This window comes from bacterium (assembly GCA_037147175.1).
Classification (GTDB): Bacteria; Cyanobacteriota; Vampirovibrionia; order Gastranaerophilales; family UBA9971; genus UBA9971.
Map to the genome: position 1 here is coordinate 47,837 of JBAWVS010000008.1, position 13,680 is coordinate 61,516.

Annotated in this window: 13 protein-coding genes; 8 read left to right on the forward strand and 5 right to left on the reverse strand. The window is 35.1% G+C overall.

Annotation, left to right across the window (positions count from 1 at the left end; all coding sequences use genetic code 11):
* Positions 1-46 precede the first annotated feature (46 nt).
* Both WCG23_03440 and WCG23_03445 read left to right on the forward strand, forming a co-directional pair.
* Positions 47-2,251 carry a penicillin-binding protein 1A gene (locus tag WCG23_03440; GenBank protein ID MEI8388921.1) on the forward strand — a complete coding sequence of 735 codons (2,205 nt, stop codon included), beginning with the start codon at positions 47-49 and terminating at the stop codon, positions 2,249-2,251.
* Between the two features lie 5 nt (positions 2,252-2,256).
* Positions 2,257-3,492, forward strand: coding sequence for an NAD(P)/FAD-dependent oxidoreductase (locus WCG23_03445; protein MEI8388922.1), 1,236 nt, complete (start codon positions 2,257-2,259; stop codon positions 3,490-3,492).
* An 85-nt stretch (positions 3,493-3,577) separates the two neighbouring features.
* Here WCG23_03445 and WCG23_03450 read toward each other — a convergent pair whose 3' ends face one another.
* The 3 genes from WCG23_03450 to WCG23_03460 form a co-directional block, all read right to left on the reverse strand.
* Entirely contained in the window at positions 3,578-5,128 is a 1,551-nt protein-coding gene (locus WCG23_03450) for an aminotransferase class I/II-fold pyridoxal phosphate-dependent enzyme (protein ID MEI8388923.1), read from the reverse strand.
* Between the two features lie 344 nt (positions 5,129-5,472).
* Positions 5,473-7,158: a diphosphate--fructose-6-phosphate 1-phosphotransferase gene (locus WCG23_03455; GenBank protein MEI8388924.1), complete on the reverse strand. Its 1,686-nt coding sequence runs from the start codon at positions 7,156-7,158 to the stop codon at positions 5,473-5,475.
* A gap of 59 nt (positions 7,159-7,217) precedes the next feature.
* Positions 7,218-7,898 (reverse strand): hypothetical protein, encoded by a 681-nt coding sequence (locus tag WCG23_03460; protein ID MEI8388925.1) that lies wholly within the window; start codon positions 7,896-7,898, stop codon positions 7,218-7,220.
* Between the two features lie 148 nt (positions 7,899-8,046).
* Between WCG23_03460 and aroF the strand changes: the two genes are divergently transcribed.
* From aroF to WCG23_03480, 4 genes are all read left to right on the forward strand, one after another.
* Complete coding sequence (gene aroF, locus WCG23_03465) at positions 8,047-9,081, forward strand: 3-deoxy-7-phosphoheptulonate synthase (protein MEI8388926.1); 1,035 nt, start codon at positions 8,047-8,049, stop codon at positions 9,079-9,081.
* Between the two features lie 4 nt (positions 9,082-9,085).
* Complete coding sequence (gene sdaAB, locus WCG23_03470; protein MEI8388927.1) at positions 9,086-9,754, forward strand: L-serine ammonia-lyase, iron-sulfur-dependent subunit beta; 669 nt, start codon at positions 9,086-9,088, stop codon at positions 9,752-9,754.
* A gap of 75 nt (positions 9,755-9,829) precedes the next feature.
* The gene (sdaAA, locus tag WCG23_03475) at positions 9,830-10,720 is read left to right on the forward strand and encodes an L-serine ammonia-lyase, iron-sulfur-dependent, subunit alpha (protein MEI8388928.1); all 891 of its coding nucleotides are present in this window, start codon (positions 9,830-9,832) and stop codon (positions 10,718-10,720) included.
* 95 nt (positions 10,721-10,815) lie between these two features.
* Positions 10,816-11,175 carry a hypothetical protein gene (locus tag WCG23_03480; protein ID MEI8388929.1) on the forward strand — a complete coding sequence of 120 codons (360 nt, stop codon included), beginning with the start codon at positions 10,816-10,818 and terminating at the stop codon, positions 11,173-11,175.
* Positions 11,176-11,188: 13 nt separating this feature from the next.
* On the opposite strand, the gene rocD is transcribed toward WCG23_03480, so the two are convergent.
* Positions 11,189-12,388, reverse strand: a complete 1,200-nt coding sequence (gene rocD, locus WCG23_03485; GenBank protein ID MEI8388930.1) for an ornithine--oxo-acid transaminase — start codon at positions 12,386-12,388, stop codon at positions 11,189-11,191.
* Between the two features lie 355 nt (positions 12,389-12,743).
* Between rocD and WCG23_03490 the strand changes: the two genes are divergently transcribed.
* Both WCG23_03490 and WCG23_03495 read left to right on the forward strand, forming a co-directional pair.
* Positions 12,744-13,007 carry a type II toxin-antitoxin system prevent-host-death family antitoxin gene (locus WCG23_03490; protein MEI8388931.1) on the forward strand — a complete coding sequence of 88 codons (264 nt, stop codon included), beginning with the start codon at positions 12,744-12,746 and terminating at the stop codon, positions 13,005-13,007.
* Positions 12,997-13,251, forward strand: a complete 255-nt coding sequence (locus WCG23_03495) for a Txe/YoeB family addiction module toxin (GenBank protein ID MEI8388932.1) — start codon at positions 12,997-12,999, stop codon at positions 13,249-13,251. The genes WCG23_03490 and WCG23_03495 overlap by 11 nt, the downstream gene beginning before the upstream one ends.
* A gap of 108 nt (positions 13,252-13,359) precedes the next feature.
* Here the strand turns inward: WCG23_03495 and WCG23_03500 are convergent, their stop codons facing one another.
* Entirely contained in the window at positions 13,360-13,563 is a 204-nt protein-coding gene (locus WCG23_03500) for a hypothetical protein (protein MEI8388933.1), read from the reverse strand.
* Positions 13,564-13,680 lie beyond the last annotated feature (117 nt).

Genomic DNA, 13,680 nt, shown 5'->3' on the forward strand with positions numbered 1-13,680 from the left:
TATTTTTTATACATCTGAGTTTTAATAAAAAAAGAAAGTATTTATAATGTCAGATCCATATTTTTCATATAAAAGAAAAAAATATAAAAAACAAAAGCAGTCAGAAGGTTTTAAATATTTTTTCGTAATATTTTTTGCTTCGGTGCTGGCTGCAGGTATGGCACTCATGCTTTATTTTAACAGTTTGCCCTCTATTGCCCAACTTTCGGAATATGAACCAACTTTAACTTCTCAGGTAGTTTCCGCTGATAATGTTGTACTTAAAACTTTTGGCTCTTTCAAATCCGAAAAAGTTTCAATAAATCAAATGCCTGATAATTTAAAAAAAGCAATAGTGGCTGTTGAGGACAAAAACTTTTATTACCACAAAGGTTTTGATCCTTTAGCGCTTGTAAGATCAACAGTGTCAAATATTGTGGCAGGGCATGTGGTTTCAGGCGCAAGTACAATAACTCAGCAGCTTGCAAGAATACTTTTTCTTAATCAGGAAAAAACTTTTGACAGAAAATTTAAAGAATTAATTATTGCTTACAGGTTAGAAAAAAGTATTCCGAAAAACCAGATACTTGAAATGTATTTAAACAATGTTTATCTCGGTGAAGGTGCTTATGGCGTTGAGGCAGCAGCAGAAGTTTATTTTAATAAAAAAGTTGAAGATCTTAATCTCGCAGAATGTGCTTTAATCGCAGGGCTTCCTCAGGCACCGTCAGTATACTCTCCTTATCAGAGCATGAGACTTGCTTTGAAAAGAAGAGCAAAAGTGTTAAAAAGAATGACAGAAGAAGGTTTTATAACGGCAGAACAAGCAGGAGAAGCTAATAACGTACAAATAATTCTTAGTGAAGAAGTTCGTCGGACAGCTCTCAAAAAAGCGCCTTATTTTAATGATTTTGTAATGAGAGAATTAAAAGAAAAAGCAGGGTTAACAGAAGATGAAGTAATTCAGGGCGGTTATAAAATTTATACAACCTTAAACTATGACATGCAAAAAGAAGCTGAAAAAAGTCTGGTTAACGGCATGAAAGAATGGGGATTAAACAAACCTTACAATCAGGCAGCTTTAATTTCTTATGATACAAGCTCAGGACAAATTTTAGCGTATGTAGGCGGAAAGGATTATTCAGAGAGTCAATTTGACAGGGTTTCTCAAGCAATAAGACAACCCGGATCATCTTTTAAACCGTTTGTTTATGCAACAGCAATGGAAAAAGGATTAACTCCATTTGTGAAGTACCCTGATAAACCTATAACCATAGGGAATTGGTCTCCTCAAAACTACGGCAAAAAATACAGAGGAGAAATACCTTTGTACAAAGCGCTTGCTTATTCTTCAAATGCGGTTGCCGTCAGATTAATTCAGGATGTTGGTGTAGAAGATGTTATAAGAATGGCAAACAGACTTGGTATAACGACTCCAATAGCTCATGATCCAACTATTGCACTAGGTTCAAGTGCTGTTAAACTTATAGATATGGCTACCGCTTATGGGGTATTTGCCAATGGCGGTGTAAAGGTTGACCCTTATGCTGTTGAAAGGGTTGAAACAAACACAGGAAACATCATATACCAGTCAAATAATAATTACAGAAGAATTATTGATGTAAAAACAGTTGCTTATATGGTTGAAATGCTTAAACAAGTTGTTAAACAAGGAACAGGGAAGGCTTCTGCAATAGGCAGGCCGTCAGCAGGAAAAACAGGAACTACTGATAGCTACAGGGATGCATGGTTTATGGGATTTACTCCTGATATAGTTACGGGGGTATGGGTTGGTAACGATAACAACACAACAAACCGCAATCTTACAGGTGGTACAGTTCCTGCGATTATTTGGCGTAATTATATGAAAGCAGCGACAAAAGATAAACCTGTTATAGATTTCATGTATCCTGAGATACTTGTTGATAAAATTAAGGACAATACCACAGGTGAAGTTGTAAAAGAGACTACTGATAATACAGAGGGAACGCAGGACCTTCAAAATGCCCCTTCAGACAGTAAAGTAAAATTTGAGAAATCAAACGTAAACGTTGATAATTTGGATTTTGAAGATACAAAGGTTAAAAAGACAAATCTGAATAATGAGTCTCCTGACAATTCAGATCAGGAAGAATCCGCACCGGTTCCAAGAAATAATAATTCTATAAAGAATTTTACCCCTGCGCCTGTTCCGATTACTCAGGTCAGAATAAAAAAATCAGATGAGACCCCTTTACCTGCACAAAAATCTGTTGGAAATACAGGCTATTAAATCTTATGACTAAGAATGTTGCAATAATTGGCGGTGGTCCGGCCGGTTTTATGGCTGCGCTAACAGCATTTGAAAATTCTTCGAATGATCTGCATATTGATGTTTTTGAAAAAATTATTCCCTTAAAAACAATTCTCTGTACAGGAAACGGAAGATGCAATCTTTCTAATGAAATCTATGACTATAAAGAACTTGCTTCAAATTATCCGAGAGGAGAAAAATTTTTATATTCAGCCTTTAGTAGGTTCGGAGTAAAAGACACGCTTGACTGGCTTAACAGGCATGGTGTGGAAACTTATGTTCAGGAAGACAAAAGAATTTTCCCGAGGAGTGATAAGGCTTCTACTGTAAGAGATATGTTTATAGAAAAAGCCGAAAATCTTTCAATAAATATCTTTTCCCAAACATCGACAAAAAAAATAATAAAAAAAGAAAATAAATTTATTGTTCAGATGGAAAATTTTACTAAAGAATATGACAGTGTAATAATCGCAACAGGTGGAAGTTCTAAAGACTTCCAAAACAGCGGTTATAATTTGGCTAAAAGCCTTGGACACAGTATAACTGAGCTAAGACCATCGCTTACAGCCTTGCGAACAAAAGAAAATTTTGTGCAGAAACTGGCAGGAGTTTCTGTCAAAAATGCTGAAATTTCCTCTTTTTTCAATAATAAACAGGTTACAAAATTTAAAGGTGATTTTGTCTTTACGCATAAAGGCATTTCCGGTCCGTTGATTTTTAAAACTTCGGCGTATTGTGCCTATTTTGATTATTCAAAAATTAATCCGTTATTGATAAAAATAAACTTTTTACCTGATTTGGTCAAAGACAATCTTGAAAAAGAGCTTTTATCGGAACTCAACTCAAATCCCCATAAAAGTTTAGATAACCTGTTAAAAAAATATCTTCCGAAGTCATTGATAGATGCGCTTTTGGAAGAATCAAACCTTGATAAAAATAAAAAAGGCAGTCAAATTACAAAAGAAGACAGGAAAAAAATCCTTAAAATTCTCACAGAAACAGAATTAACCGTAATATCTACCGAGCCTGAGGGCGAAATAGTTACAGCTGGAGGAGTTTGTCTTAAAGAAATTAATCCTAAGACTATGGAATCAAAATTTATTAAAGGTCTTTATTTCTGCGGAGAAGTTATGGACATAGACGGGCTTACGGGAGGATTTAATCTTCAGGGGTGTTGGACTACAGGCTTTATCGCAGGAATTAGCGTTATTGAATTTTAAAAGTGTTTTTTGAAATCCTAATATTGCCGAAAACACAACAAATCAATACTTTCAGCTTTATTAACCATGTTAGCATAGTGGGATGTTAAACTTCTTTCATTACCTGAATTGAACGAGTTTTTGCAAGAAATGGCAGATGCTCTTCGGTAATTCTTTCTCCGGGGACAAGAACAGGTATTCCGGGAGGACAAATAGCTATAACTTCCGCAGAAACTCTGCCAATGCTTTCTTCCGGCAAAATCTTTTCTTTCGGGCTGATATAAGCTTTTCTTGGAGTGCAGACAATTTCAGGGACATTAAGCGGCATATATTTTATATGCTCAAGATAAGTTATATCCGAATAATTTATTTTTACAATCTTTTTAATGGCGTCACAGAATGAATACAGCTCTTCTGACGTGTTTCCGATGTTTGAAAGAGCCAGAATTCCTTCATCTGTGGCAGCTTCTATAGTTATGTTGTAGTCCATTTCAAGAAGACTTTCCAGCCTTTTTCCGCTTAATCCGTCAATCTTGATGTAAATTTTTGTCGGATCTACTTGGTAAGCATCTTCTGACGAAAGACATTTTACTCCCGGTATGCAAGTAAGTATTTTTCTTGCTTCTTCAGCATTTTTAACGGCTTTATCGATTTTTTCCTGTCCGTATTTAGAAGACAAAAAAGCTCTTGCAGCATCAAGACTTGCTAAAAGCATATAAGAAGGACTTGTGGATTGAAGCATGCTAAGATTTGCTTCAATTTCTTCAATATTTATTTTGCTGTTTTTGCCAATATGAAGGATTGAACTTTGGGAAAAACTTCCGCCTGTTTTATGCAAAGAATGGACAACAGCATCAGCTCCGCATTCAAGAGCAGGTTTCGGGAATTTATCGTTGAATTTCCAAAGACAACCGTGAGCTTCATCGACAAGAAGCATTACGTTTCTTTGTTTACAAACTTTAGAAATAGACTCAACATCGCTTACAATGCCTTCGTAAGTCGGATTATTAATCCATACAACACCTGCGTCAGGGTTTTTGTCAAGCAAAGAGTCAATGTTTTCAGCAGTTACTGCTCCCCAGATACCCCAATTTTCGAGTTTATCAGGGATTGCCCAAACCGGATCTGCACCTGCCAGAGTTAAACCGCTTATAACTGATCTATGACAGTTTCTGCCTATAATAATCTTTTTATTTTCTTTAGCTACCGTAAGAGCAAGTGCAATATTTCCAATAGTGGAACCGTTTATAAGAAAAAATGCTCTTTCTGATCCAAAAGCTTCTGCTGTAAGTATTTGAGCTTTTGCAATAGGGCCTTCAGCAGGATGTAATTTGCCTAAACCGTTAAATTCATCGGTTGTATCCAAATCTATTATTTTTTGACCCAAAAGATCTTTAAATTTCGGGAAAACGCCTTCACCTCTGGCGTGTCCAGGAATATGCAAAGGAATAGTCGGATTTTTGATTACGTTTTCTAATGCATCCAAAATAGGAGTTTCAATGCTTTTCAAATCTCGAGCTCTGGCTTTTTCAGCCAAAGTAATGCTATTTATAAATTCAGCGTCCTGCTGTTTAAATTCAGTGTTAATTTGAGACGCTAAGTGTCCTTTATGAACTTGAGATGAGAGCTTAATCTCATCGGAACTCTTTTTTGCCAACTATTTGCTCCTTTTAATCGCATAAAAAACCTTTATCTTGTTGGGACCTACATGTTATTAACATTAAATTAGCTACATAGACATTATACTACATAGAATCTTAGTTATTATTTATACTTTATTAACTATTATATTGCAATATATTTTTTCTATTATTTTTTATGTTATTTAGAAAGTTGCCAATATAAGTCAGACTTGGACAAAACTCTTTATTAATGAAACTTAAAATTAGCTGCAAAAATAATAAACACCCTGAAAATAAATGAGATTTAAAAGACATAAAAATATCGTTGGATTATTTTTTAATAATCCAACGATATTAACTAAGTTTTTCTTATGATATTTTAGACGTTGCTTTTGATTTTTGATTGTTCAAGCTGAATAGTTTCTGTTGTAATATCGGCAACCTCGCTAGGTCCAAAGTATTGGACAGGTCCCGGGTATAAATAACAATCTTCAATCGCCCATGCTTGCCTGTTTGTCTGAAGTTTTTTAAACGGTATTCCGTTTAATTCAACAAGCGCTTTTTTAATTACCGGCTTGAATTTGCCATGACGTTTTTCCATATTCATCATGGAAGTTAAAGGGATACCGCCTGCAATCCATTGTTCGGCAGGAGCCGTAAGATTTTTCACTGACGAGATATATCCGCTTAAATCAAATTTAACAAGAGCAAAAGCGTTGTATCCGAGTGAATAACAATAATCAGCATCAAAATTGGAAGGGGCTGCGCATCTTCCTTCATAACCGAAGAAATGAGCCTGTGTTGAGAATTTTCCTTTATAAGTTCCGGCTTTTTTCATTTTAGCCAGTTTTATTTCAACCATTTCTATTAAAAGTTTTTCAGTCTCAATTCTTGAAACCTGAACGTTACCGTGAGGATCTCTGTCAAGTAAAAGCTGAATCTGTATATCTGTCGGAAGAGTAGAGAAAACTTCGCTGTTTTCTTCTTCCAGCCTTCCTTTTACAAATGCTATTTTTTGATCCCACCCGTTAAGCGTTGTATAAACTTCATCTTTTTCAATATGAGCAAGGGCATCATTGAGGTTGGAAATTAATGATTTCATTTCGGGTACAAATTCAATTAAGCCTTCAGGGATAAGCGTAACGCCAAAGTTCATGCCGTTTTCTGCTCTTTTTGCAACAATATCACAGATATCATCAACAATTTCGCTTAAAGAAGTTTTATTTTGTTCAATTTCTTCAGAAATTATAGTAATGTTCGGCTGGGTTTTGAGAGCGCATTCAAGAGCTATATGAGAAGCGCTTCTGCCCATTAATTTAATAAAATGCCAGTATTTTTTAGCGGAATTAGCATCTCGTTGGATGTTTCCAATTAATTCGGAATAAACTTTTGTTGCTGTATCAAAACCGAAAGATGTTTCGATAGCTTCGTTTTTAAGGTCGCCGTCAATGGTTTTAGGGACACCGATTACTTGAATGCCTGCATTTTGCTTTTTGAAAAATTCGCCAAGCATTGCTGCGTTTGTATTTGAGTCATCGCCTCCTATTACTACAACAGCCGAAATGCCCAGTTTTTTGCAGGTTTCCCATGTCTTCATGAAATGTTCTTCGCTTTCCAACTTGGTTCTTCCTGAGCCGATAATATCAAAACCACCGGTATTTCTGTATTCATCAATATAATCAAAAGTGAATTCTATGTATTTCCCTTCCATAATTCCTGAAGGACCGCCTAAAAATCCGTAAAGTTTATTGCTTGAATCAGATTCTTTAAGCGCATCAAAAAGCCCTGCGATAACATTATGACCGCCAGGTGCCTGACCTCCCGATAAAATTACTCCCGCATTAATTGTTTTATTCTCTAAGTTACTCTGACCTGCTTTAAAAGTTACGACAGGATTGCCGTAAAGGTTGGGAAAAATCTCCTTAATGTCTTCCATATCAGCTTCCGCTGTAGTTAGAGCACCATTTTGACGACTCAGGCTGTTAATTCCCTGTTTTAAAGATGCAGGAAGTTTCGGTTTATACTCGCTTCTTACTTTTTCAAGAGCAGAAATGTATTTTTTCATTTTTGATTTACCTCATAGCTTTTTACTTAGCATATTTATACCATGAGGCTTTTTTATACTCAACTCATTGATTTTGCTTTTTTAATTTTCATATTCATCAGATACATGTTTTTTATTGCGGAAATTAGTTGAAGTTTAATCTCTGTAGGATTCATAGAGGTACTGCCGGAAGTACATTGAGAAGAATAAGCGCCGAAAAAACTTTTCCATCCCTGAAGACTGTTTGTTGCATCTGACTTTGCATCTATAAGCAGGTCAATTATTTCAGTATTGTTTGTATTTGTAATTTTAATATTGTCAATATCTTTCTGGGCAGAATTGCAAGCCTGTTGAGCATCATAAATAAGTTTGCATTGATCTTCTTTATACTTGATTGTCTTAGAAAAAGCCTTGTCATAAGCATCAAAACAGGGCCTGGTTTTTTCAATCAAACTTTGTTCAATAACATAAAAAGAAATATTATCTTCTTTTTTAGGGTTAATAGTATTATCTACAGGGGCTAATAACAAGCATAAATATGAAATACAAAACCAGCTTATTCCTACAGAAAGCGTTGTAAAAATAAGACAACCCGATTTAAATCCGCCGAGTTTGTTTTTAAGAAGTTTGTAGATTAACGGAATAAGCAGGATTAAAACCAAAATTAACAGCAAAAAACCTGCCCAATAAATTGAATAATAAAAACACCAGATTGAGCCGATAAGTAGTTGAATTCCGTAAATATATTTTAAATAACGCATGGTTTTTTCTTCTTTTAACTTAAAATATTGTACGATTTTACGCCTGTATTGTCATGCTTAACTTGTTTTTCCGTATGATAATATTAATAAACTTTGAGATTTTATGCTAAAATTTAGCACATAAATAAATTTATGAAGGAATATAAAGATGATAATCGTAATGGAGCCGATAGCTACAGAAGAAGATATACAGCGCGTAGTAAAGAAAATGGAAAGCCTTGATTTTAAAATAATCTTGAATAGAGGCGAAGTAATGACAGTTGTTGCCGCTATAGGAGATAAAAGGCTTATAGATCCTGCTACTATAGCATCTATGGAATCAGTAAGAGAAGTTAAACTTATTCAAGAGCCGTTTAAACTTGCCAGCAGAGAAAGCCAGAGGGCAGATACTGTAATCGATTTAGGGTTTGGGGTAAGAATAGGCGGAAATAATCCCCCTGTTATTATGGCTGGTCCGTGCAGCGTGGAAGACAACAAAGAAGGGCTTCTGAAAACAGCTCATTCTGTAAAAGCAGCCGGAGCAAAAGTGTTAAGAGGCGGAGCTTTTAAACCCAGAACAAGTCCTTATGATTTTCAGGGTCTGGAAGAATTGGGTCTTAAATACCTTGCAGAAGCCAGAGAAAAAACAGGTTTACTTGTCGCAACAGAAGTTATGGACAGTCAGGATGTGGAATTAGTTGCAGATTATGCCGATATTGTTCAAATTGGCGCAAGAAATATGCAAAACTTTAAGCTTTTAAAAGCTGTAGGAAAGATAACAAAGCCGGTAATTCTTAAAAGAGGCTCTTCTGCAACAGTAAGAGAGTTTTTACTCGCAGCTGAGCATATAATGTACCACGGAAACCCTGACGTCATTCTTTGTGAAAGAGGTATAATGGGTGTGGATACGCATTTTACAAGAAATACTCTTGATCTTTTAGCAGTTCCGGTTATCAAAAAATATTCGCATCTCCCAGTAATAATTGATCCGAGTCATGGAACAGGCAGAAGATATTTGATTTCCCCCGCTTCAAAAGCCGCTCTTGTTATAGGCACAAACGGTTTGATGATAGAAGTCCATCATGATCCTGATAATGCTTACTCGGACGGAGCGCAGAGCTTAACGCTAGAGCAGTTTGCCGGTATGATGCAGGAACTTAAAGAACTTGAAAACGTCATTTATAAAACGCAGAGTATAAAATAAAATTATGAAATATATATCTATTTTAGACATAATCGGTCCCACAATGATTGGTCCTTCGAGTTCTCACACCGCAGGAGCGATTAGGTTGGCGCTTCTTGCCAGAAATATTTACGGTAAAAAGCCCGGATGGGTTAAATTTACTTTGTATAATTCTTTTGCAAAAACAGGAAAAGGTCATGGAACTGACAAAGCCTTAATTGCAGGAATTTTGGGGTTCAAAGTGGATGATCCTAAAATAAAGAATTCCTATGAATTTGCCAAAGAAGAATCAATTCTCATTGAATTTGAAACAAAAAATGATCCTGACAGACACCCTAATTCTGTGGATTTTACTTTTTATAACGAAACCAATATGTTCGTTTCAGGCAAGTCTCTCGGTGCAGGGGAGGTTGAAATTGATAATATAAAAGGATTTAAGGCAAATATTAGAGGAGATTTACCGACTTTATTTATAATCCATAAAGATAAACCGGGTATGTTGTCAAAAGTCACAGAGTTTTTGCAAGAAGCAAATGTTAATATTGCCACGCTTCACTGCGAAAGAAATGAAAAAGGAAAAGAAGCAGCAATGACTATATGTCTTGATTCAATGCCTTTAAAGGAAACAATAAAAGAAATCGAAAACATAGAAGGTGTTTACATAGTCAGAAGCATAAATGTAATCGAAAAATAGTAACAGGTCAGCCCATAATTCTGAATCTGCAAGGCAGGTGAAAGAATAACAAGATTTTGAAAAATAAGGAAAATAATGAAAAATATTGAAAACTTTCAGGAATTAATTGATATAACCAGAAATAAAAAATCAATATCTCTTGTATTTCAAGAGTTGGAGTCTTTTATGCTCGAAAAAGAAATCTCTGAACTCAGAAAAATTATGGCAAACCATCTTGAAAATATGAAAGATGCCATAAAACAGGGTTTAAAATCTCCGCAGCTTTCTGAGAGCGGAATGTCGGGAATGGATTCTCATAAAATTTTAACAAGATATGATGAGCAATCAGGCAGACTGCCATGCAATAAGCTTTTTGGGAAAATAATCAGCTATGCTATAGCAACAATGGAAGAAAATCAGAGAATGGGCAGAGTTGTTGCCTGTCCTACAGCAGGATCATGCGGAGTCGTCCCTGCAATAATAGCAGCCTATTCGGAAGAAATGAATATAGAACTTGAAAAGCAAATTGATTCGATGTTTATAGCAGGCGGAATAGGAAAAATTATTGCCCAGAGAATGCCTCTTGCCGGAGCTGTAGCTGGTTGTCAGGCTGAGGGAGGCGTAGCTTCTGCTATGGCTGCTGCAGCTATAGTAAATATGATGGGTGGCAATAATAATCAAGTGATAAATGCCGCAGCTCTTGCTCTTAAAAACATAATGGGGCTGGCTTGTGATCCTATCGCAGGACTTGTAGAAGTTCCCTGTATAAAAAGAAATGCTTTCTTGAGTATTCATGCTGTTACCGCTTCGGAAATGGCACTTTCCGGTATAGAATCTTATGTACCGATTGATGAAGTTGTTGATGCAATGATTCAAGTCGGAAAATTAATGTCCCCTTTAATAAAAGAAACAGGCGAAGGTGGTCTTGCAGTAACTAAGACAGCTCTGGAATTAAATAAAAAACTTGCAAATCTTTGGGATTACTAATATTAAAAATAATAATTATGATGCAATACTTTTATACAAATAAATGTTAAATAATGGCATAATATTAAGTACAAATCATAACAAAAGGATTCATTATGGAATACATTAATTATATAAATGAATTTTTTTCTCATGTAAAATGCGCTAATTGTAATGAATTTTTCAATAATGATGCTATTCAGCTGGTCAGGCAGGAATCCAACAGTATTGTTGTAAGAATCGCCTGCGTTAAATGCGGAAAAAATCTGGGACTTGCTATTCTTGGAATTGACCGTGCAGGTTATAAAAACAGCATCGGTTTTTCGGAAGATACTCATGAAAATAGCGATATGCCAATCTCCGTAAATGTCAACAACGATCCTATAACTTATGATGATGTTGTAGAAGCGCACCAATTTTTTAGCAGCTTAGGAGATGATTGGTCAAAATATTTGCCTAATCATGAAATCGATTAAATAATATAAAAACTCAGGAAAGAATTTTTTGGAATTTTTCAAAAACCAGGTCTAATTGGTCTTTAGTGATTATTAGAGGCGGAGCAATTCTTATTACGTAAGTATGTGTATCTTTGCAAAGTACGCCTTCTTTTTTCAACTCTTCACAATAAGCTCTTGCTGGTTCATCAAGCTCAATAGCAATGAATAAACCTTTTCCTCTTATTTCTTTTATGTGCGGATTATTAAGAGTTTTCAGTTTTTCAAGGAAATATTTTCCGAGTTCGGCAGAATTTTGTATTAAATTTTCTTCCTTCAATACTTTTAAAGTTGCTCTTGCTACAGCGCAGCCGAGAGGGTTTCCGCCAAATGTACTTCCATGAGAGCCGGGAGTAAGTACATCCATTATGGAATTCCCTGAAAGTACCGCTGATACAGGATAAAAGCCTCCTGAAATAGCTTTGCCTACGATAATCACATCAGGATTTACATTTTCATGTTGGTGGGCAAATAATTTGCCTGTTCTTCCAAAACCTGTCTGGATTTCGTCAAACATAAGAAGAACATTATTTTCTTTGCATATTTTTTCAGCTTCTTTAAGATACCCTTCAGGCGGAATTATTATACCTGCTTCGCCCTGAACAGGCTCAAGAAGAAATGCGCAGGTGTTAGGGGTGATTGCTTCTCTTAATGCATTTGTATCCCCGTAAGGGATTATTTTAAAGCCCTGTGTGAACGGTCCAAATCCTTCTTTATATGCAGGTTCGCTGGAAAAACTGGTAATGGTTGTTGTTCTTCCATGAAAATTATTTTCACAAACTATTATTTCAGCGTTGTATTTATCTGTTCCTTTAACTTGGTATGCCCATCTTCTCGCGAGTTTAACAGCGGTTTCTACAGCTTCTGCGCCTGTATTCATCGGAAGGATTGCTTCTTTTCCTGTAAGCTCGGCTAATTCTTTAAGAAACATCGATAATTCCGCATTTCTAAAAGCACGTGAAGTTATAGTTAACTTACCTGCCTGTTTAATCATCGCGTCAAGTATTTTGGGGTGGCAATGACCTGTATTTAGGCAGGAAAAAGCACTAAGGCAGTCAAGATATTTATTTCCGTCAATATCGTAAACCCATACCCCTTCGCCTCTTTCTATAATAATATCTAGAGGGCTGTATGTTTTAGCGCCATATTTGTTTTCCAGTTGTATATAATCTTTTGCGGAAAGGGTTTGAGTCATTTTATAACCTCTTGATGTTTTAAGTGAAGGGTAGCAATGCCGCCCCTCACTATTAATTATACATATTAATTAGATTTATTAAAAAATAGGGCTGAATTGATTAAAGCAGAACTTTTTTAGCAGCTGCTTAGTAATAAGTATCATGAAGTTCATTCAAAATCCAATATTTTTTAGTTCTTTTGATGTGGATTTTTTCTGTTTAAGTCAGCAGGTAATTAAAAAAAACGGGGTTGAATTGATGGATTTTGAACTTTTATTCTGCAAAGTAGTGCATAAATTTTAGTAGCTTGAAAACAGACAGTACCTGTACTATAATATGTACAGGTACAATAAACAGTACAGGAGAAAAATAACAATGGAAGCAATTTCATATACTTCTTTTAGGGCAAACTTAGCAAAAAAAATGAAAGAAATTTGCGATAATCATCTTGGAATTATAGTAACAAGAAAAGACAAAGAATCTGTTGTTGTTTTTTCACTGGAAGATTATCAGGCATTAGAGGAAACCGCTTACCTCTTAAAAAGCCCAAAAAACGCAAAAGAATTAATGGAATCTATCGAAGAATTTGAAAAGGGAGATGTTGTTGAAATGGAACTTTTCGAAAATTATGAAGATTAAGTTCACTCAAAAAGCCCAAAAGCAATATGAATACTGGAAAGAAAATGACTTAAAAATTCTTAAAAAAATTAATGAGCTTATTAAAGATATTCAAAAAACACCGTTTGAAGGTTTAGGTAAACCTGAATCACTTAAGTTTAATCTTAACGGGTTCTGGTCAAGAAGAATAAATTATGAACACAGATTAGTTTATAAAATTGAGGATGAATCCATAATTATTCTTCAGTGCAGATATCATTACTAAATGCAGTATTAACAAGGCGAGAACTTTTATTCTACAAAATGTTGTATAAATAATTATAATTTATTTGCTAATTTTATTTCCAGTATCTTATTTTATGATTTTTAGCATTTACAGATTTTCTCTTAAAATTGCAAGTCCACGTTTAACTTTATCACCAATCATACCAGGAAACTCATCAATAGAAGGTAAATTACAACCAGTTAAAAGGCAAGAACTATGAGCCTTTTTAGAATGTTTTAAACTAGCAGCTACACGACCAGCTTTTTCTCCTATATCAAGAACAAATTCATCATTATGTCCATCATTTGCCAAGTTATTAACAAGAGTATTTATAGTTTTCCTACCTTTTTTTGAAAATATTTCTAATTCCTCTCTATTAACAGGAGTTACGCAAAGTAATTTAAAATATTAAAAATAAAGAATCCTGAC

Excerpts from the sequence above, each read along its gene's own strand:
- WCG23_03440 (MEI8388921.1), top strand. The coding sequence starts at position 47 with ATGTCAGATCCATATTTTTCATATAAAAGAAAAAAATATAAAAAACAA.
- WCG23_03445 (MEI8388922.1), top strand. The coding sequence starts at position 2,257 with ATGACTAAGAATGTTGCAATAATTGGCGGTGGTCCGGCCGGTTTTATG.
- WCG23_03455 (MEI8388924.1), bottom strand. The coding sequence starts at position 7,158 with ATGAAAAAATACATTTCTGCTCTTGAAAAAGTAAGAAGCGAGTATAAA.
- WCG23_03460 (MEI8388925.1), bottom strand. The coding sequence starts at position 7,898 with ATGCGTTATTTAAAATATATTTACGGAATTCAACTACTTATCGGCTCA.
- aroF (MEI8388926.1), top strand. The coding sequence starts at position 8,047 with ATGATAATCGTAATGGAGCCGATAGCTACAGAAGAAGATATACAGCGC.
- sdaAB (MEI8388927.1), top strand. The coding sequence starts at position 9,086 with ATGAAATATATATCTATTTTAGACATAATCGGTCCCACAATGATTGGT.
- sdaAA (MEI8388928.1), top strand. The coding sequence starts at position 9,830 with ATGAAAAATATTGAAAACTTTCAGGAATTAATTGATATAACCAGAAAT.
- WCG23_03480 (MEI8388929.1), top strand. The coding sequence starts at position 10,816 with ATGGAATACATTAATTATATAAATGAATTTTTTTCTCATGTAAAATGC.
- rocD (MEI8388930.1), bottom strand. The coding sequence starts at position 12,388 with ATGACTCAAACCCTTTCCGCAAAAGATTATATACAACTGGAAAACAAA.
- WCG23_03490 (MEI8388931.1), top strand. The coding sequence starts at position 12,744 with ATGGAAGCAATTTCATATACTTCTTTTAGGGCAAACTTAGCAAAAAAA.
- WCG23_03495 (MEI8388932.1), top strand. The coding sequence starts at position 12,997 with ATGAAGATTAAGTTCACTCAAAAAGCCCAAAAGCAATATGAATACTGG.